This is a genomic window from Marinimicrobium sp. (genome assembly GCF_002695945.1).
GTDB lineage: Bacteria > Pseudomonadota > Gammaproteobacteria > Pseudomonadales > Cellvibrionaceae > Marinimicrobium > Marinimicrobium koreense.
In genome coordinates this window covers 98,816-117,331 of sequence record NZ_NZQP01000026.1, presented here as the reverse complement: position 1 = coordinate 117,331, position 18,516 = coordinate 98,816, and the positions used below count along the sequence as shown (strand labels likewise).

The 18,516-nt window shown below is 58.8% G+C and carries 16 protein-coding genes and 2 pseudogenes; 4 read left to right on the top strand and 14 right to left on the bottom strand.

Annotated elements, in window-relative coordinates; all coding sequences use genetic code 11:
- Positions 1 to 238: 238 nt before the first annotated feature.
- Both CMG77_RS06810 and CMG77_RS06805 read right to left on the bottom strand, forming a co-directional pair.
- A complete protein-coding gene (locus tag CMG77_RS06810; RefSeq protein ID WP_286805059.1) occupies positions 239 to 1,141 on the bottom strand; it encodes a 5'-3' exonuclease in 903 nt (300 codons plus the stop codon).
- On the bottom strand, positions 1,138 to 1,701 hold the full coding sequence (locus tag CMG77_RS06805; protein ID WP_286903829.1) for an elongation factor P hydroxylase: 564 nt from the start codon (positions 1,699 to 1,701) through the stop codon (positions 1,138 to 1,140). Before CMG77_RS06805 ends, CMG77_RS06810 begins: the two co-directional genes overlap by 4 nt.
- Positions 1,702 to 1,906: 205 nt before the next feature.
- Here CMG77_RS06805 and CMG77_RS06800 point away from each other — a divergent pair, with 205 nt between their 5' ends.
- Positions 1,907 to 2,605 (top strand): hypothetical protein, encoded by a 699-nt coding sequence (locus CMG77_RS06800; RefSeq protein ID WP_286903828.1) that lies wholly within the window; start codon positions 1,907 to 1,909, stop codon positions 2,603 to 2,605.
- Here CMG77_RS06800 and tusA read toward each other — a convergent pair.
- On the bottom strand, positions 2,506 to 2,925 hold the full coding sequence (gene tusA / locus CMG77_RS16130) for a sulfurtransferase TusA (protein ID WP_502691768.1): 420 nt from the start codon (positions 2,923 to 2,925) through the stop codon (positions 2,506 to 2,508). The genes CMG77_RS06800 and tusA overlap by 100 nt on opposite strands.
- A 150-nt stretch (positions 2,926 to 3,075) precedes the next feature.
- On the opposite strand from tusA, the gene CMG77_RS06790 reads away from it, so the two are divergent.
- Together CMG77_RS06790 and CMG77_RS06785 are read left to right on the top strand one after the other, a co-directional pair.
- Positions 3,076 to 3,456, top strand: a complete 381-nt coding sequence (locus tag CMG77_RS06790; RefSeq protein ID WP_123637755.1) for a hypothetical protein — start codon at positions 3,076 to 3,078, stop codon at positions 3,454 to 3,456.
- 77 nt (positions 3,457 to 3,533) lie between these two features.
- Positions 3,534 to 3,824 carry an antibiotic biosynthesis monooxygenase family protein gene (locus CMG77_RS06785; protein WP_123637756.1) on the top strand — a complete coding sequence of 97 codons (291 nt, stop codon included), beginning with the start codon at positions 3,534 to 3,536 and terminating at the stop codon, positions 3,822 to 3,824.
- 12 nt (positions 3,825 to 3,836) lie between these two features.
- Here CMG77_RS06785 and rlmM read toward each other — a convergent pair whose 3' ends face one another.
- The 3 genes from rlmM to CMG77_RS06770 are packed head-to-tail and all read right to left on the bottom strand — an operon-like array spanning position 3,837 to position 5,747.
- Entirely contained in the window at positions 3,837 to 4,892 is a 1,056-nt protein-coding gene (gene rlmM / locus CMG77_RS06780) for a 23S rRNA (cytidine(2498)-2'-O)-methyltransferase RlmM (protein ID WP_123637757.1), read from the bottom strand.
- A complete protein-coding gene (locus CMG77_RS06775; RefSeq protein WP_286805063.1) occupies positions 4,889 to 5,524 on the bottom strand; it encodes an alpha/beta family hydrolase in 636 nt (211 codons plus the stop codon). Before CMG77_RS06775 ends, rlmM begins: the two co-directional genes overlap by 4 nt.
- On the bottom strand, positions 5,517 to 5,747 hold the full coding sequence (locus CMG77_RS06770; RefSeq protein WP_286805064.1) for a YheU family protein: 231 nt from the start codon (positions 5,745 to 5,747) through the stop codon (positions 5,517 to 5,519). The genes CMG77_RS06775 and CMG77_RS06770 overlap by 8 nt, the downstream gene beginning before the upstream one ends.
- Before the next feature lie 71 nt (positions 5,748 to 5,818).
- On the opposite strand from CMG77_RS06770, the gene CMG77_RS06765 reads away from it, so the two are divergent.
- On the top strand, positions 5,819 to 6,343 hold the full coding sequence (locus CMG77_RS06765; RefSeq protein ID WP_024460661.1) for a glycine cleavage system transcriptional repressor: 525 nt from the start codon (positions 5,819 to 5,821) through the stop codon (positions 6,341 to 6,343).
- A gap of 264 nt (positions 6,344 to 6,607) precedes the next feature.
- Here the strand turns inward: CMG77_RS06765 and CMG77_RS06760 are convergent, their stop codons facing one another.
- The 8 genes and pseudogenes from CMG77_RS06760 to CMG77_RS06740 all read right to left on the bottom strand — a co-directional run bounded on the left by CMG77_RS06760 (position 6,608) and on the right by CMG77_RS06740 (position 17,593).
- On the bottom strand, positions 6,608 to 9,850 hold the full coding sequence (locus CMG77_RS06760; RefSeq protein WP_502691771.1) for a PA14 domain-containing protein: 3,243 nt from the start codon (positions 9,848 to 9,850) through the stop codon (positions 6,608 to 6,610).
- A 1,326-nt stretch (positions 9,851 to 11,176) separates the two neighbouring features.
- Positions 11,177 to 11,950: a PulJ/GspJ family protein gene (locus tag CMG77_RS06755; RefSeq protein WP_286903826.1), complete on the bottom strand. Its 774-nt coding sequence runs from the start codon at positions 11,948 to 11,950 to the stop codon at positions 11,177 to 11,179.
- Entirely contained in the window at positions 11,950 to 12,429 is a 480-nt protein-coding gene (locus tag CMG77_RS15840; protein ID WP_353743462.1) for a type IV pilus modification PilV family protein, read from the bottom strand. Before CMG77_RS15840 ends, CMG77_RS06755 begins: the two co-directional genes overlap by 1 nt.
- 465 nt (positions 12,430 to 12,894) lie before the next feature.
- A pseudogene (locus CMG77_RS15835) lies at positions 12,895 to 13,314 on the bottom strand (type IV pilin protein).
- Positions 13,315 to 13,338: 24 nt separating this feature from the next.
- Positions 13,339 to 13,752: pseudogene (locus CMG77_RS15830) on the bottom strand (type II secretion system protein).
- A gap of 715 nt (positions 13,753 to 14,467) precedes the next feature.
- Positions 14,468 to 15,688, bottom strand: a complete 1,221-nt coding sequence (locus CMG77_RS06750; RefSeq protein ID WP_286903825.1) for a type II secretion system F family protein — start codon at positions 15,686 to 15,688, stop codon at positions 14,468 to 14,470.
- Positions 15,688 to 17,424, bottom strand: coding sequence for a GspE/PulE family protein (locus CMG77_RS06745; protein ID WP_286805081.1), 1,737 nt, complete (start codon positions 17,422 to 17,424; stop codon positions 15,688 to 15,690). The genes CMG77_RS06750 and CMG77_RS06745 overlap by 1 nt, the downstream gene beginning before the upstream one ends.
- 1 nt (position 17,425) lies before the next feature.
- Positions 17,426 to 17,593, bottom strand: a complete 168-nt coding sequence (locus tag CMG77_RS06740; protein WP_286903824.1) for a hypothetical protein — start codon at positions 17,591 to 17,593, stop codon at positions 17,426 to 17,428.
- Between the last annotated feature and the right edge of the window lie 923 nt (positions 17,594 to 18,516).

Genomic DNA, 18,516 nt, shown 5'->3' with positions numbered 1-18,516 from the left:
GGCGGGTAATGGTCTCACAGGGGTATGCCCAACTTCCGCCGTAGCGAGAGTTGACTTTGGTGGAGATAGCGACCTTTAAAAACGCACTATCTCCAGCGCCCGTGCAGTTAACTCCTACCCTCCCGCAGCACAACTATGCGAAGTACCAAAACCACCTAAATCCGGTCCCCAGTAAAACAATGCAGAGTACCCATAAACGGCGGGTGCGCTTCGCTTACCCGCCCTACGCGGAGTTTGGTCAGAAATCTTCGAGTACCCGTCGAGCCCGAGCCAGAAACCCTTCCCCAAAGCCCATTTCGTCGGCGAATTCCTCCATTGCCCACCAATCGACCGGCCCGAAGGTCAGATCTGAGAGCGTAACGTCTAACGGCAGATCGTCCACAATTTTGGCCAACTGGCGGGAAATCTCCACCTGCTCCCAGTTCGCCTCCAACTTCGCCGCCAGAGACTTCGCCCCCCGGATGGGCAAGGTTGCGACGGTCTCCCGGTTCGCCCACAGCTCATCCAGATTACCAAAATGAGCCAACAGCGCGCTCGCTGTCTTGGGGCCTACCCCCGGAACACCCGGGATATCGTCGATACTGTCCCCCACCAACGCCAAGTAATCCACCAACTGATCCGGCCGGACGCCGAGTTTTCGTTCAACATCCGGCGCGTAAGATCGCTGATCCGCCCCGTGGTCCCACAGATAATCCTGGGGCCGACACAACAGCTGGCCAAGGTCCTTGTCCCGGGTCAGGATTGCCAGTGGCCGGGGGCTGGCGCGCATGGTTCGGGCCAGGGAGCCGATCAGATCATCCGCCTCGTGGGTCTGGCTGGCGAAGCTGGCGATCCCCAGAATTTCGCCAAAACGTCGGCAGGCGGCCAACTGAAACGCCAGGGCCTCATCCGGGTGGGCCCGGCTGGCTTTGTAGTCCGGGTAGAGGTCGTTGCGGAAGCACTGACCCAGGCTCTCGTCGTAACAGGCGGCGAGGTGGGTCGGGCGGGTCTGTTCGATCAGCCGCATCAGAAAGGTGCTGTAGCCGTACACGGCACCCGTGCCGTAACCGTGCTCCCGGCTCGACCAGTTGTCGGGCAGGGAGAAATAATACCGGAAAATGTAGATTGAAGCGTCAACCAGGCAGATCGGGGACGGCGTCATGCCACATCCTCCCAGGCAAACCGGGTTTCAACCAACAGGGACTCGACATTCTCGGCGGTGCCATAGAAGGCGACCAATGCCGCCAGAAAGGCATGGACCCGGCGGCTGACGCCCTCCCGGCAGAAACGCTGCACCTGCTGATGAATCGCGCGCTTGAACGAATCGCTCGGGCCGAGCCCCGCCGCCAGGTTGTCGGCGCTGGGACGAAAACGCCAGCCCGCCGCTCGGGAGAACAACCACTCCAGGGCCTGGGGGCGCACCTCCACCCGCTCGAACTCCGCCTGCTGGGCCTCCGTACGGCCATCCGGCGCGTACCAATAGCCATAATCCTCTTTCAGACGGCGNGCCGGNCCGGCGACACACCAGTGNGCCACCTCGTGCAGCGCNCTGGCGTAGTAATTGCGCGTAAACCAGATGCGGTGCGGCTCGCCGGGGGCNTACANGGGCTCCTCGGCACCGCCACAGAGGCGCGTGGCGTGGCTTTCACTGAAGGTCTGGTCGAACAGCTGAATCAAATCTCGGCAATCGTGCCGGCTGGTGTCGCCAACATCGGTCAACATGCAACTCCTCAGGCACACTCGGGCCTGCAGGCTCTGGTGTGCGGAAAGATTTTTACTACTAGGTGTTGTGCTTTCGGGTTATAACCTATACTTTAGTGACAGATGGTTATGAAAAAGGCTCGNGCTGTGCTCGGGAACCAGTCTTTCNCCATCGGTGTCTCCTGGGCTAGCGTCGTTAGCCCCAGCCTCAGCCGGGAGGTGTATTATGAAGACCTCACAGTCGCGCCACAACACGGAAAATGTGGTTGATCTCTTCACAGGAAAGTCTCTCTCCGANCTGCACGATCAGCGCTTNGTCCGNCTGGCNCCGGAANTNGACGGCCTGGAAATGCTGTATTCCAACGATACCAGCGANGATCGNCTGTTCAGCCTGAAAATCCTGTGCTGGGGTCTGCGCGCCAATGGCGAGGTGGTGGGTCTGGTGCCCTGGCTCAATGATATCGTGGCTTGCCCGGACATCTGCGACCCGCTCAACGGCCAGTGGGAAGGGTATTACGATCCGGGCATTGATGATGTCTTCTTCGANGCCCCCATCCACAAGGTGGTCGAACTGGAAACGGCGGCGGAGTATTACGAGCTCCAATGTGANAACGACGACGATGTCGTTCAGGAGNTGCCGGATACCATTGGCACCCACGCAGTGCTCGCCACCGAAGAAACCAACAAACTGAACCTGGTTGAAGTCATCAGCTGGCGTCTGCAGCATGACGGCAGCATTTACGGCATGCTCACCGACATGAACAAGATCGTGAGCACCCCGGTCCTGCCGGGCGATGCCTGCCTGTATCCGGCCCAGCAGAGCGATCAATTCCGGTACTTTTTCCAGCACCAGATCGCCAACAAGATCAAGGCGGAAGATCCGGAGGCTTTGGCGGCAATTTCGTTGTTGGTTGATGGGTATTGATTCAAGANNNCTNGNGTNGNTNTTGTCGGGTTACGCGCTGNCGCGCTAACCCGACCTACCTGAAGTNANCCACTCTTGCGGATGTAATACCNGTACTCTTCCCCTTCNCTTTCTTCCAGCACNAACTCNTGCCCGAGAAACAGACAGAACTTGGGCACGTCCCGCTCCGTGGATGGATCGGTGGCAATCATCTCGATCACCTCACCCGCCGCGACCTCACGCACCGCCCGATGCAACAACATGACCGGTTCCGGGCATACCAGGCCCCGGGCGTCCAACGCTTTGTGAATGGTCCCCGGACGTTCTTTGTGATCAGACATCGACCCTTCCCGTTATCATCAAGACGAAATTTTCGGCTTTTGCCGGTAAAGCACATACTTCGTTGCTAGACTTGAAGTAGGAGATCCGCCCGCAGGAGCGAAGCGCTGTTTCAGCGAACCGAGGCGTCGAGTTTTACAGGGGTAGTCTTTATGCCGTCACCCAATCGCCATACTGCACATAGTGCTTTAACGCCCACTGCTCTGGCCATCACCTCTCATCTACTGCGCCATGATAACCCGAATCTTGCGCAAGCCATACAGCAGGCGTTGAGGTCTCTCCCCTCAGCGCCGGCCCCAACCACCGCAGAAATCACCAGCGCCGCACTCAATCGCCAATTGCTCAGCAACCTCCACGCGCAAACGGTTGGAGAAATACTCGCAGCGCTGACGGCTCTGGGGCAACAGGCGTTGCACGACCATCAACGCCACCCCGAGCGCGTCGCGTTATTGCATGAGCTGCTGGATGAATGGGTCGCGCTGGCGGAGTGGATTCTGCAGCGCAACGAAAGTCCGCCCAGCCAGTGGCATTGACGCGCGCTTTGCATTCCCGGGCGCGGGCGCTAGAATAGCGCTTTTAACGCCTTTATTTTCATTAGCCGGAATCATTCATGATCTACGTGCTCGTTGAACGCCACATTGCCGACGGAATGGAAAGTACCTACGAAATGGCCGCGCGCAAAGCGCTCAAATCCGCTTATCAGGCCGAAGGATTTCTCAGCGGTGAAACCCTGCGGGACTTGCAGCGGCCCAACCACCACTACCTGCTGTCCAAGTGGCGCTCCCTGCACGACTGGAAACGCTGGTATTACAGCGACGAGCGTCACGAGGTCATGAACCAGCTAAATCCGACGCTCGCGGACTTTGAAAAAATCACCTTGCTGGACAAGAATCCCGTCTAGCAAGGCGCACAATCAGCGCAACCGCATGATGTGGCCGGTCACTTCTTCGCGGTCGTGATACAGCTGCTTGAACGCCAGCGCCACATCCAGCCCCGCCGCTTCACACTGCTGCTCGATTCGCTCCCGCAAGCGCGCCACTTCGGCATAGCGCTGCTTCATGGGCAGCTTCAGATTGAATACCGCCTCCCGACACCAACCCTGGCTGACCCAGAGCGCAATCATATTCGCCACCCGTGCCGGCTTGTCGGCAATATCACAGACCAGCCAATCCACCGACTTTTTCGGCTGATAGACAAAACCGTCTTCCCGATGATGAGTGACTTGGCCGGACTCCATCAGTGACTCCGCCATGGGGCCATTGTCCACCGCATCGACAAACATGCCCCGGCGCACCAATTGCCAGGTCCAGCCCCCCGGCGCCGCCCCGAGATCCACCGCTCTAAGCCCGCCGGCGAGGCGAACATCCCACTCGTACTCTGGGATGAAGTGATGCCAGGCTTCTTCCAATTTCAACGTGGCCCGGCTCGGGGCCTCTCTGGGCTGACGCAGGCGGGGAATTCCCATGGGCCAGGCGGCGCGGTTGTCCACCGGGCTGACGCCGAGGTACATACACTGGCCGGACAGTACCAGCAGATGCCAGTGCCAACGGCTCTTGGGGTCCACCAGGCGCTGCTTTTTCAGGGCGGCCATCAAGGGTGAGGTCAGCTTTTTACCGAGCGTCGACAGCTCTTTACCCTCATTGGTATCGGGTGTTTCCACTACCAGGGAGCGGGCGGCGGGAAGCGCCTGGGCCGCTTCCACCAGCGGCCCGACCCGATCCCCCGGGGGCAGGTTGGCCAGCGGCGCAGTGGTCACGAACCACTGCCGGGCAAACACCAGATCCATAAAATGCAGTTGCCCCACCAGCCTCTGCGCACCGTCGGGCTCATGGGTCACGTAGATCACATAGGCCTGCCCTTCGCGGGTTTTGATAAACCCGTACACACCGGCGGCGGTCGCCAGCTCCTGGATTTCTGCCGCGCACTCTTTTTCAAAACCGGGCCGACAGTGTAAAAACAGATGGTTCACGGGCGATCTCCCCAGTGTTGATCGATCCAGTCGACGATACCTTCGATCGCCGACTGCCAATGTTGTTGCTGACGGAACCCGGACTTCACTCGCGGTTTGAAGTCGTGGTCACCATCGTCCAGCCAGAGCCAGTTCAGGGTCGCCGGTAGATCATAAGCCCGGACCTCGTCCCGATTACCCAGCGCATCGCGAGTACCCTGCACTATCAGGGTCGTTACCTGAACCGCCTGTAAGGGCCCCAGACGGGTCTTGTCCGGCTTACCCACCGGATGAAAGGGGTAGCCCAGGCAAACCAGCCCCGAGACCCCGGGCTCATGCGCCACCAGGCTGGCCATCCGTCCTCCCAAGGACTTGCCGCCCACCAGTAGGGGAAGCGCCGTTGCTTGCGCCGACGCAATAGCCATTCGCCAGCTTTCCAACAGTTCGGGCTGTCGGTTGGGCGGTTTTTTTTTGCCCGCGGTCCGCCGCTCGGCCATATAGGGAAACTCAAACCGCCAGACGTCAACGCCCCGGGCACAGAGCCCCTCGGCCATGGCGTTCATGAAGTCACTGTCCATGGGCGCGCCCGCCCCGTGGGCCAGCAGCAAGCGGGCCGACGGGTTCGGCGGGGTATTTTTCAGCCAATCAGTCATCCCCGAGCTCCCGGGCATCCCGCTCCGGAAGCAGGCTGACGGTTTCGGTGGCGGGGTCGAACACGATCACCACATCGCCCCGCTCAATCTGGGCTTGTACCTGCTGTACCTTTCGCTCCAGGCTGGTTTCCTCCCAGCCGTAGTCGGTGCCCTCACGCGTGATGAACTCTTCAATAAGGCCTCGCAGGGCGTCGGCGGATACTTGCTGATGGGGAATGATCATGGCTTCACAATGACTTTTTTCCGGGGTTGCGCCACAATGGTGGCATAACAACTCTGAAGTGGATGACAACGATGCAACACTATTTGATTTTGACGCTGATCAGTGACGACAAGCCGGGCATTGTGGAGCGACTGGCGCAGATTATCCAGCAGCACGAGGGCAATTGGCTGGAAAGTCGCCTATCGCACCTGGCCGGCAAGTTTGCGGGTATTGTACAGGTTGCGGTGCCCGAAGCGCAGCGCGAACCCTTGACCGCCGCCCTGCAGGCGCTGGGCGGACAGGGGCTGAAGCTGGTGGTGGAATCCGCACAAGCCACCGAGCGCGCGCCCTTCCGCGCCTTCCGCTTTACCGTGGCGGGGCCGGATCGAGCCGGTATCGTGTTGGAAATCGCCCAGGCGTTCGCCGAGCGCAGCATCAATATGGGCGAGTTGGAAACCGATTATTCCAGTATGCCCTGGTCCGGCGAGCCACTGTTTCAGGCCAACGGAGTAATTGAGGTTCCGGAGTCGGTGGATATGGACGAGCTACACGATGATCTGGATTCCATTGCGGATCAGTTGGCGATTGATATCCGTCTGGAAGAGGACCAACCGTAGGATACCCATGTAGTATCACTTACAAAGCCTTATCGGTGCATTCGTCACGCTCCGGTATCAGCGAGGAACACCTATTGCAGACCCGCCGTGAACCCATCCTTGGGGGCTTCTCGTCGGCATCCATGCCTCCGAGAGTCTGCAATAGGTGTTCCTCGCTGATACCTCGGTGCCACATTTGAACTTCAGCACCCGTAGGGTGGATCGGTCCGACGTCTCGGAGCGCGAAGCGCGTCATCCACCGAAAACCTTAAAGCTCAGCACGCCCTACTCCAGAACCTCTCGCCAATAAATGATTCGATCGTGCCCCCGGTAAGAACCAAAACCGATGTTCGCCGGCGGCATCTGAATATCGTTCAGAAAATCACCGTCCTGATTCCAGTCGAAGCGCAGCCAAGGGCGGTTGGTCAGGTCAAGCTCGATATCGAACGAACCGGTATTGCCCTCCCCCGGTGCGGTGAAGTAGTGATCGGAATCACTGCTACTGAAGTTGACCCCCACCCCGTCGAGACTGGCGTATTGACCCGTGGTGCTGCCGCCGCCAACAGGAACCGTGCGGTTACTGTCGTCCACCAGATTGCCGGTCGGCTGATAGGTTATCGCTTCCCGGGGGATGCGGGTGCAGCTGTCATCGACGTTGCGGACAAATTCTGAACCGTTCCAGTATTCGGTATAAAAAGGCACTGGCAGGTCAACGACTTCGGGGCCAAAGGCATCATTCAAACGGAGCCGGCCAAAGCGCAGGTTGAGCGGATCACCCAGAGCGACTGCGCTGCAGTTTCCCGCTGCTGCGCAGTCACCGCTGGTGTTGGCATTCATGTCCAGGTCTACCATTGGACGGCCATCCAGTGAATCCATCAGGGTCAAACCCCATTGCAAGTCCGCCCTGGGACCATCCGGGAGTGTATTGGATGCTCTTAGAAAAGCGGCGCTAGAATCAGTTACTGTAAGTACCCCGCCGCTCCAGCCGGCCTCGTTCTCCGCCTGAACCCTCCCGCTTAATTCGCTGCCATTGGCGGCGTCATCGTTTTCGGCGACGTAGCCAGGGTTCGCGGTGCCCGCATACGCCAGAGTGGTATCGTCGTAGTTGCTTACCACAGCGCCATTCAGGTTGCGGGCACTGACGGTATAGGACAGGTCGATCGCAGCCTGATGCATATAGCTGAAGGATCCGCAGGCATCGCTGACGGTGCTTCCATTCAGCGTATAGTCGTATGGATAAAACCGGCCCACGGGATCACTTTCGGTCACTTCCACCAAGTCGCCCACACCGAGATAATCGTCACCGACCAAGCGGGGTTCCAGAGTAATGGTGCCCACATTATCCCAGCTCACCCCATCGCCAAGCGCTACGCCGTTATCTTCGCGAGTCAGACTCCCTGCACCGCCCAGGTTTCCGAGGCTGCCGCCCGAGGGGTAAACCAATTCACTCAGTTCAAGACGGACGCTCTGTGCTGGCGATTCATTGCCGAAGTTGGGAGTCAGTGCGCCATTGCTATTCCGGGCTTCGACCCGCACTGAGAACGGCTCTCCCGACGCCACGAAACCAGCTCCGGACCCCGTACCGCCGGGATTGGATTGCCCCGCAGCGCCCTGCACGTCGGTCACGACCAAGGTGTGGGGTTTGACGATAAAGCGATTACTCTGACCGACCAGGTCCACCGCCGGTTGCTCGCCCTCTTCTGGCAAACTCAACTGTGCCCAGAGGCGAATATCACCCACGTCGGAGTACTCCAGCGGAATGTCCGCGTAGCCTTCGTCATCAAAGCCGAGAGAGACGGGCGAGTAGGCCGGACCTGCACCGGCATTGTTCGCCTGAATGAAGGTTGATGCCAGGCTAAGGGTTTGGCCCGCACGGCAACTGCCGGGGTTGATACACTCATAGCCCAGCTGCACCGTACGGGTCTGGTTGTCCACTCGCGCCTCGCAGGAGCCGGTTTCATCATCGGTGCGCACCGCACGAATGACCGGATTGAGGTCTTCGGTGCCGGCCACCTGATTGGGCAGAGGCCCACCGGAGCGATCCCCGTAAAACACCAGCCCGGTATCAGCAAAGTTCACCGGGCCGGAGCTGCCGGAAGCTGTGCCATCGGTCACCGACAACCCCACCTCAGCCGGGCTGAGTTGACGCAGAAAGGCGGTAAAGTTGTTCTCCGAGCCTGAAAAAACATAAGTGCCATCACCAACCCAGGCAGTATCTCCCGAATCCGGCACCGGATCGGCCAGCAAGTCCACTACTGTGCCCGCGGCGGGCACAACCGCATTGCCAGCGCTGTCCCTGGCGGTAATCACTACCGGTAAGGCTTCACAGGTCACACCGTTATTGGCGTGCACCAGGGTGTAGGAGTCGACTCGGTTACCGGGGCAATGATAGAGACCGGTGGCGGTGCCATTTGCGTTACCGATAGGAATCGGCACAAAGCCGCTCGTAGCGCCAGGCGCGTCCCAGCGCAGCCGGATTTCAGAATCGATAAATTCCTCGAAATATTCCAGCTCAATATCGTAGCTCTGCCCTGCTTCCAGGTTCACAACACCACTGGTATCGTTGGTTGCTGGCTGAGGAGCCCACTCATCGATGACCAGATCACCGTCTACGCGAAGGCGAACACCATCATCAGACCGGGTCTGAAAACGATAGCCGCCTGTTTGCGTGATGTGTAACCGTCCGCTCCAGCGTACCGAGAACTCATCGTCGCCCACCCCGGCTACCCCAGGACCGCCCAGTCCCCAATCGAAGTCCACCGGGCCATCAACGCGGGTGCCCTCAGGTGCGCCCGCCAGATTCATGTTGTTATAGAACTCGCCAAAGAGCCCAGGCACCGGCGTTCCGGTCGGACAAATACTCTGGCTGCAAGGGTGTCTGGCCTGAAAAATCGCCTGCACTTCAGACTCTGTCAGCACTCCTTCGTAAATACGGACCTCATCAAGCTGCGCTTGAAGATAATTTAACGCCACGCTACTGCTGGTGTTTTCTACTCGACCAATGCTCGAGAAGCCGTTGCCAATAATGCCTGTTCCGGTGGTTCCTCTGCTGTCCAACGCGCCATTGATGAAAATCTGNTACTCACCACTTTCGTGATTTCGCGTAAGCGCCACATGTGTCCAGTTTCCTGTACTCACCTGAGCATTCGAAACCGTTGTGTTATTATTTCCCACCGTCAAGCCAATCCGCCCCTGCGGATTCAACCAACCCCAGAAAATATCGTCGGCGCCCCCGTTCTCCTCTATACCAGCCACAGCCGGGGAGGACCAGGCCGTCGAGTTGCCGGTTTGTGTGGTTTTAATCCAGAACGCCATGCTGGCGGTGCGATTGAGGGTTCCGGATAAACCCGGCACACTCAGATAATCATCTACTCCATCAAACTCCCCATATCCGCAAGTACCCGGATCGCCTGAAAGCGCCGGAGCAACATCGGCCGTATCAGCGCCGTTTTGCGCTGTCGCGTTATTGCCATTGCCACTGCTGTCGATCACCTCACCTGCGGTACCGCTCCAACCAGCTTCGTCCATCCGCCAATCCGCGATTAAGGTCGCAGGAGTGCCACCCGTAGGATCGCAAAACGGCGTATAGTCCAGGTCAGGTGCTATGGCACTTGGATAACTGACGATAGTCTCTTGAGCAAGCTGTACCTCTTCCGCAGATAAGGCCCCGTTAATAACCACTTGATATTCGGTTGTTATTAGCCCATCAGCATATAAAAATCCTGTGATGGCGGAGAACTGTCTGACAGTGATCGAACCCNTTGCGTAGATAAAAAGCTGTCCTGGACTGAACCCAGACGTAACCATGTCATAACCAAGTACAACATCACCGTCGACAAATATCCGGACCGGGTCCGAGTTTCCACCTTGCTTGGTAACCTCGGTTTCCTGACCAAGCGTCATATCACCAGTAATCCAATAATCCCCGGACCGAAAGCGGACTTCGGATTGATAACCAGTNGANAAGGCTCGCATTCGATATTCACCACCTTCACTGTTGAAGGTAGCTCTCACCCGTTGGGGAACGGTTATATTTACATACTGACCAGCATTAATGTTCGTATTGCCCCCTGAAGCCGTGACAGAGCCCGAGCTACCGTTGCTTTGAAGAACAGCAACGGAGCTCGGGGTACTCGGATAACCCGTTGCCTGGCACGTACCCGAGTCGCAAATAGCTTGCCCCGGCGAGGACTGCTGTATCAGTTCTGGTGTAGAGATAAGACCACCGCCACCGTTAATTTCAGCCTGGTAACCTGCATTGACACTCCCAGTTGAAGAGTGACTTTGAACTCCGTTAGTGAATACCGCGTCACAGGCGACGGACCAGGCCAGCGGAGAGAACAGCAAACTCCCAATGAAAAGAAGAAAGCGTGCTAAGACGCACGAAAATTGGAAACAGGCGAACCGAGTGTTGAAACTGAAGAAGCGTCCCATCAAAACCTCGCCTGAACCGTCAGAGAGCGCACTGCTCGCGTGGGACCACTGCCGCATTGACTGCTGGCGGAAAGGTTGTACAAGCCCGGCTCCGCCAGCTCACACTGAACTTGTGCCGTGCACAGGTTAAGACCGTTGATACCGGAGAAGTCNATACTGGTATTCAGTGAAGCGCAGCGATTATCAACCGGGGGNCGAGCGTTGGCATTGGGGTAGAACAATTCACTCAGGCCCCGCTGAACCGCGCTTTCTGCTGCGTACAGCGCCTGCACGGTAACCACCTCCTGAACACTGGCAATACCGCTTTGGCTTGTAGTACGCCATAACGCCAGGGAGGCGAAGCCCATCACGACGNTAATAAACAGCGCAACCGGCAACAGAAAGCCGTCCTGCTTCCGCATAGCACGATGTTGAAAAAGATCAGGGGACATTGCGAATCAATACCTCCTGCTCAAAAATCATGGTTTCNCCGCCNTCGCTGAAGGCGACGTTCATCTGCANNAACACATTGCGACTNTCACTCGCGGCAGACAANACGAAGGGACTGCCCGANGCCTGAGCGTTGCGGGCCAACAGATCAAAGTCACTGCCAGGATCAACGTTNGCCGCCGTACGATCCTGCGCGGGATANAAACGCAGTTGACCACCAAACAGGCANAANGCCTGGGGTTGATTGAGCAGGAAAAAGCGCCGCCCNATGGANTTGCGCTGCCAGGTCCGGCNGGGGAATGTCACCTCNGTGGNNGTGCGGNTGTTGACCGGCGCCAGCGACACCGGNCTNCCNCCATACAGCTCGCCGCTGTCCATCGCNCCGATACTGAGGTAATCCGCNGTGCCAAAGNCCACCGAGTGCGGCGCGGTCTGGATNGCNGTGTGAGGGGGCGCGCCATTGGCCGCATCGGGTACCGGCTCACGGTNNATACCGCCACCCGCCACCGGCATAAACTCCACACAGTCGCCANNATTGGTAATCCGCACGCTGTAGGGCATGGCACCGCGAATCTGGCGGGTCATCCGCTCCAGCGCCTGTCGGGCGGTATTGACCAGTGCCGCCCGGGCCTGGGTTTGCCGATAGCTATCTGTGGCACTGACGATAAAGCCGGTGCCGATGNTGGCCACCAGCGCAAGCACCACGATGACCGTGATCAATTCCACCAGGGAAAACCCGGCTTGTCGTGACCGGCACCGGCACATCAGAAGTTTGTCCTGTAGGCTGAGAGGGTGAGTGATTCNCCGCTGGGCGCGGTGGTGGTCACNGTAATCCGCTTGGCCCAGCGGTTGTTGGTCAGCCCCAACTCACTCCCCGCAAATTCAACCGCGACGGTACGGTTGTANCCNGNATANGGNGANTCGGTNTCACCNTCNAAGCTGCTNACACCNCCCGCATCGGCACAGACCGGCGGNGNNGGNCGNCCCGGCGGNGCCTGACTNTCGCAGGCCGGCACTCCGCCNGGNGGCGTATTGGCNTCGTAGGGCTGTGCCAGCACCACATCCAGNCGNGANTGNGTGGNTTCNANCANCCGCACCCGNACCAGCGGGTCCACGCTGTTGATCACCGAATATCGATAGACGCCCAGCAANGCNCCGAGCGCCAGTGCAATCACGGTGATAAANACGATCAGCTCAATCAGGGTNACNCCGCGCTGACGACGCAACTCAGGGCGTNTAGGCATANCCGCTGGCCTCCACACGNACNGTGGCCGACGTNGAACCGCGGGCNANCACAATCTGTCCNGGATCGGTCCGGCCCAATTTATCAAAGGAGTAGGTGCCCGTTCCGNCCGTAATGGNNACNCCTTCGGGCAGNGTCAGNGGNNAGGTTCCNCCGGTGGCNNNCACGGNAGTGCCNTTTTCCGTCACATTCAGACNGGACNNGACAACNNTTACNTGNATGGNATTGCTCGTNCTGGCACGGGCCATGGCNANTTGTTGCGCGGTAAAGAANGCNGACAGGACCTGGTCGCGAGCGGATTGGATGGCGGCGGCGTCGGTGCTATAAAANCGGGGCACTGCCACCACGCTGATAATGCCCAGCANGATNATCACCGCGATCAGCTCGATCAGGCTGAAACCCGATGACTTCCGGCCATTGTACATTGCGCNCGCTGAGGGCATGGTCGGACCTNTNGCNGAGGACGTTAGGANCTGCTTGGNTNGATTCCGTGAAGCGTAAAGCTGGCGCGGATAGCGNTGTNNGANTCATCNACAACGTCGCACTGAACAGTAGCCATATGCNATACCGTGCCATCGCCGGACCCGGCCGCTTCAATCCGATAGCCTGNNGGNAANCCGNTTNCCAACAGAAAACGGGCATTCCTGCAGGCGTTCATTGGGAAGGCCGATTGGGAAATAGCCGCTGGATACTCTTCCCTCAAAATAAAGGTAGCCAAATTGGAAGAGCTAGCGGTCGACAAAGTCGCTGCCAACTCCTCTGCTGCCACCCTCTTCGCGGACGATGAGAAATCAATCAGCTTGGGAAGCGAAAATGCAGCCAAAACTGCCAAAACAGTAATGACTGCAANCANCTCNACTAGAGTGAAACCTTTNAANCGGNNCACTCNGNTNTNTCCNNGNNNACTNNATTATGGNGTCGTTGGAGCTGCAACNCCGTAAACGGTGAANTNCGCNTCNGCCTCNGTATTAGCCACATTNGGNGAGTGNACNGTACANGTNACGTTTGCACCATCACCAACCGNCANGGACNCGATCTCATAGTTTGCGGGTANNGCTCCNCCNTCCANCANANCGGCCGCATCGGTACAGTTCTCAATCGTNNNNGGAGTTGGCGCATCCTGTATTCCCGCATCAGTNGCGACCGCTGCAGCNTAGTTCAATGCACTGGCACTCGCCAGGTTGCCCGCGACTCCATCAACAGCCGCTTCACGAGCCGCATCCGACAAATCCACAAACCGGGGCACTGCCACGGCGGCGATAATGCCCAAAATAACGATTACCGCAATCAGCTCAATCAGAGTAAAACCGGATTGTTGTTTCATAAGAGAACTCCATTAANGGTCATGAGTTATTGTAAAACCTGTAAAAACCACTNCTGGCGCCGAACTCCGCACTTGGCGCATGTTTTCACCTAATATAGGTGAATTCAACTTCCATGCCAACACTTAAACCGATAAAAANCGTCATTCCAGTGACGAGCTGAGCAAAACCCGNCCATCAAACGGAAGATAGTCAAAATATCGACGACCACTNTCGNCAACCAATTGACGGTAGCGACAGGCGCTTTCCCGCCCCTCGCCCACCTTGGCCACCCCGAAGACCGCATTGGGCGCCAAAGCCCCCTCCAGGCTNACAGGCGGNGCCTGATGCAGAAACGCCCGCCANAGNTCCAGNCACTCCTCGGGGTCAAGANGCCCGTCTGCGGCCTCGCNCCGGGANCGGGTNTTCACCGGCCAGCCCTGAGNGTTCAGGTAGACCCTGATGTCCGANGCATCTTCCAGNCCCACNGGCATCGTCGGNAGCTCGCTGAATACNACCACATCCCGCNCTGNNTCNCCTTGTGCCCGCTGAATNNACCAGTGAGCCCGCACTCCNGANACCGCCGTTTTGAAGTTCTGGGCNGCCAGCTCNAANCTCAGCCGCTGCACNTCNCCGGCCATNCGNCCNTACAGNCCNANAGCGAACACCAGNACGATGCCGATCANCGNGGCNATCAACAACCANTCNAACACCCGCNGGGATNTCNGGCTCATANGCTCACTGCTGNATGTTGTACATTTCCCACATGGGCAGGAANATGCCCAGGGCGAGAATCAGGACAAAACTNGCCATNATGACCACCATGATNGGTTCNATNCGNTCNCTCAGNCGCTTGGTATCGTANTCCACCTCCCGCTCATAGAACTCGGCNACNTCCGAGAGCAGTTGNTCCACCTGNCCGCTCTCNTCCCCCACGGCGATCATCTGCAGCACCAGNGGCGTAAACATGCCGCTGGTCATNTGGGTCTGAAACAGCCCTTCNCCGCGCTCCACACCGGCCCGAATCTCNCGGATCTTGTCACCCAGCCAGGGGTTATCAATGGCCCGGGCACAGAGNTCCAGCGCCTGGTTGACNGGCAGNCCGGCCCGCANCATCACGCTGAANGAACGCGCATAGCGGGCCATGGAGGCCCGTTCGATAATGTCGCCGATCACAATCAGGCCAAGTTTTTTGCGGCCCCAGACTCGGGCCCCCTTATCGGTTTTGATATACCGACGAAACCCGTAAAAACTGCCCACGGCGACAAACAGCAGATAGGGCCAGAAAGCGACAAAGAAATCGGACACACCCACCAGAATGCGGGTTGGCAACGGCAGGTCCGCGCCAAACTGGGAAAACATATTGGCAAAGGCGGGAATCACCTTCACGTTGATGACCATGATGGCGATGGCCAGGGCGATCAATACAAAGCTGGGATAGCGCAGCGCCGCCTTGATGCTCTTGATGGTTTCCTGGTCCCGCTCCAGATACTCACTCAACTGCTTGAAGGCGCTCTCCAGAGAGCCACTGCCTTCCCCCACACTCACCACGCTGATAAACAGGTTGTTAAACACGTTCGGGTGGTGACGCATCGCTACTGATAATTCCAAACCGGATTCCAGACGGTCGGCAATGTCCTCCAGGGTATTGCGAAAGGTCACATGGCGCAGGTTGGCGGCCAGGCCGCGAATGCCGCGTACCAGAGGCACGCCCGCCCGGGTAATGGTGTACATCTGTCGGCAGAACATGATCAGGTCAACAGTTTCTACCTGCCCACTGTGGCGCCACTCCTGCCAGCGCTCAGACCAACTGGGGCGGTGTTCATAGGGCTCGATGGCAATGGGCGTCACCCCGCGCCCGGCCAGTTGGCCAGCGACGGCGTCGGGGCTGGGGCCTTCCAGTTGGCCGGATACGGGGCGACCTTCGGCGTTGCGGCCTTTGAACTGGTAGAGGGCCATCAGATCAGCTCTGCCTCATCTTCGATCTGTGCTGAGACTTTCATGACTTCTTCGAGGGTGGAGATGCCCTCAATCGCATAGTCGAGTGCGCTGTGACTGAGGGGGCGATAGTTGGGGCTCTGCTGGGCCGCTCGGGTAAACGCATTCAGGCTGTTGTCCCGCAGCGCTTCAGCCATGGCACCATTGACTTCCAACAATTCGAAAACCCCGACCCGACCCCGGTAGCCGGTATTGTGGCAATGGGGGCAGCCCGCCCCCTGTTTAAACTGCACCTGGCTGAGATCGCGCCCCTTCGCGATGGCCGCCAGCAGTTGGCGTTCGTTGGCATCCGGCTCGTGATCCTGAATGCAACTGGTACAAATGCGGCGCAACAGGCGTTGGGCCACAATCGCCTTGAGTGCCGTGGCCACCAGGTAGGCATCGACGCCCATATCAATCAGACGCAGCGCGGAGGTCAGGGCATCGTTGGTGTGCAGGGTGGACAATACCAGGTGACCGGTCATGGCCGCGCGCAGGGCAATTTCGGCGGATTCCGCATCGCGGATCTCCCCCACCAGCAGAATGTCCGGGTCCTGGCGCAGTGACGCCCGAAGCACACTGCCAAAGGTCAGGCCGATACGCTCGTGCAATTGCACCTGGTTGATACGTGGCAAACGGTACTCCACCGGATCTTCCACGGTAATGATCTTCTTCTCGGGCTTGTTGAGCTCCGAGAGCGCGCCGTACAGCGTCGTGGTTTTACCACTGCCGGTCGGACCAGTGACCAAGACCAACCCGTGAGGGCGAGCAATGATTTTACGAAACCGGTCGACCAGCGCGGGGGGCATGCCGACCTTGCCGAGAGGCAGTACGCCATCAGTGTGGTCAAGCAGACGCATCACCACCGACTCGCCAAATTGCACCGGCATGGTGGACAGACGCACGTCAATATTGCGGCCTTTCACCTTCAGATTGAAGCGCCCGTCCTGGGGTTTGCGCTTCTCGGAAATATCCAGCCCGGACATCAGTTTCAGACGCACCACCAGGGCCGGGGCAATGCGCTTTTCGTTCATCACCTGCTCGAGCAACACGCCGTCGATGCGGTTGCGAATCCGCAATACGGTTTCATCCGGCTCGATGTGAATGTCCGACGCTTTGGCGGTGATCGCCTCTTCAAAAATTTTCTGCAACAGCTTGACCACCGGCGCATCGCTGTCGGTCGCCTCGGCGGCGAAATCCGTCAAATCGATCGCGGAGCTTTCCAGCTCTTCATCCAGTTCTTCGGCCAGCGAGGCAATTTCACTCGCCTGACTGTAGGCGATATCGAGCACATCCAGCAGCTCGGACTCGCGGACCACCGCCGGTTTGATCGTCTGATCGAGCTGGCGGGTCAGTTCATCCAGACAGAAAATATCCGTGGGGTCGGCCATCCCCAACAGCAGACCGTCGGGATCTTCCCGCAGCGGAAGCACCCGATAACGACGAGCACTGGTTTCCGGCAAGCGCCGGATCAACTCCTGGTCAAACCGGAACTGACGCAGCTCGACGAAGGGAATATTCAACTGATCGGACAGCAGGTTGAGCAGTGCATTCTCGTCCACGTACCCGAGATCCACCAGGGTGTTCCCCAGCTTCCGGCCGCTCTGCTTTTGCTCTTCCAACGCGTGGGAGAGCTGGTCGTCGGTGATCATCTGCTGGGCAACCAGCAGATCCCCGATGCGAATACGTTTGCGAGTGTTCTGTTGAGTATCAACCATATCAGGGTTCCCGGTTTTCGGTTCGACGGGCCAGTGCGTCGACACGCCCCTCCAGGTACCGGCGAATGGACTCACGGCCATCGTAAGCGCCACTGGCCAGCGCCTGTTCGAAGGCTTGCAGTGCCGCCGCCGCTCGCTGGCGGGCATCTTCCGCCAGCCCCAGCCCCAACCAGTAGGCCGGCTGTGCGCCAAAGTCATTCAGTANCTGNCGGTANTGATTGGCCGCNTGCTCGTGNCGNCCCTGCTCATANTTCAGGCGCGCCCACAAAGCNCGGTANGGNTCATTGNCNGTCAGNNTGNTCNGCCGCGTTCTCCAANAGTGNCAGNGCCCGGGCATTATCTCCNCGNAGAGACCANAGNTCNGCGCCCAGGCGNGCNNGNTCATCNTCGGNCAATNCCCGNGANTNNTTCAACAGTTGCTCNGCNTNTGANNNNTTNCNCTCTTNCANGTANAACTCCNCCAANGCCACNGTGCTCANNGNNGGNGGNNCCCNATCNNCCGGCCACTGNGCGAGCGTCTGNTCCAGAAAATNCNGGGCCCGGCNNCGCTGATCCCGAGACCACCACTGGCGCGCCTGTTGCGCGCGCCGTCGATCTTCGCTGGCAAGATCGAGTTGTACATTGAGCGAGGAGGCGTCTGCCGCCTTCTCGGTTTCCGGCTCCGTACCTTCGCTTTGCGAACGNTTTCGCAGTGTCTCCAATCGGGCTTCGCTGTTCTGCATCCCCGACAACTGCGGATCGACCGAACGAGCCCGACGCAGAAANTGCTGGGCCNCATCCAGAGCCTCCCGGTCCATGGCCGCTTCAGCCAGCTCCCGATAACGCTGGGCAATCGCCGCCAGCCCGGCGAGCGCCTCCGGATGATCAGCACTGAGGGCNAACACTTGCTGATANTATTCNTACGCATTGTCTCCCGCNGGGCGCGTCAANCGNTCCCGGTCCCGGGCCTGGCGAGCCTTGTCGAGCAGCAGNTGAAGATCCTCTGAGAAGCCGGAGTCCTGCGACTCATCTGGAACCGCCTCAACGGGTTCCTGAGTCANCGGTTGACTCAATGCCGCCTCNACNTCCNGTNTNGCCGGCNTNCGGGGCTCC

What these genes read in the sequence shown, in the direction of transcription:
- CMG77_RS06810 (WP_286805059.1), bottom strand. Translation starts at nt 1,141, where the DNA reads ATGACGCCGTCCCCGATCTGCCTGGTTGACGCTTCAATCTACATTTTC.
- CMG77_RS06790 (WP_123637755.1), top strand. Translation starts at nt 3,076, where the DNA reads ATGCCGTCACCCAATCGCCATACTGCACATAGTGCTTTAACGCCCACT.
- CMG77_RS06785 (WP_123637756.1), top strand. Translation starts at nt 3,534, where the DNA reads ATGATCTACGTGCTCGTTGAACGCCACATTGCCGACGGAATGGAAAGT.
- CMG77_RS06775 (WP_286805063.1), bottom strand. Translation starts at nt 5,524, where the DNA reads ATGACTGATTGGCTGAAAAATACCCCGCCGAACCCGTCGGCCCGCTTG.
- CMG77_RS06770 (WP_286805064.1), bottom strand. Translation starts at nt 5,747, where the DNA reads ATGATCATTCCCCATCAGCAAGTATCCGCCGACGCCCTGCGAGGCCTT.
- CMG77_RS06765 (WP_024460661.1), top strand. Translation starts at nt 5,819, where the DNA reads ATGCAACACTATTTGATTTTGACGCTGATCAGTGACGACAAGCCGGGC.
- CMG77_RS06745 (WP_286805081.1), bottom strand. Translation starts at nt 17,424, where the DNA reads ATGGTTGATACTCAACAGAACACTCGCAAACGTATTCGCATCGGGGAT.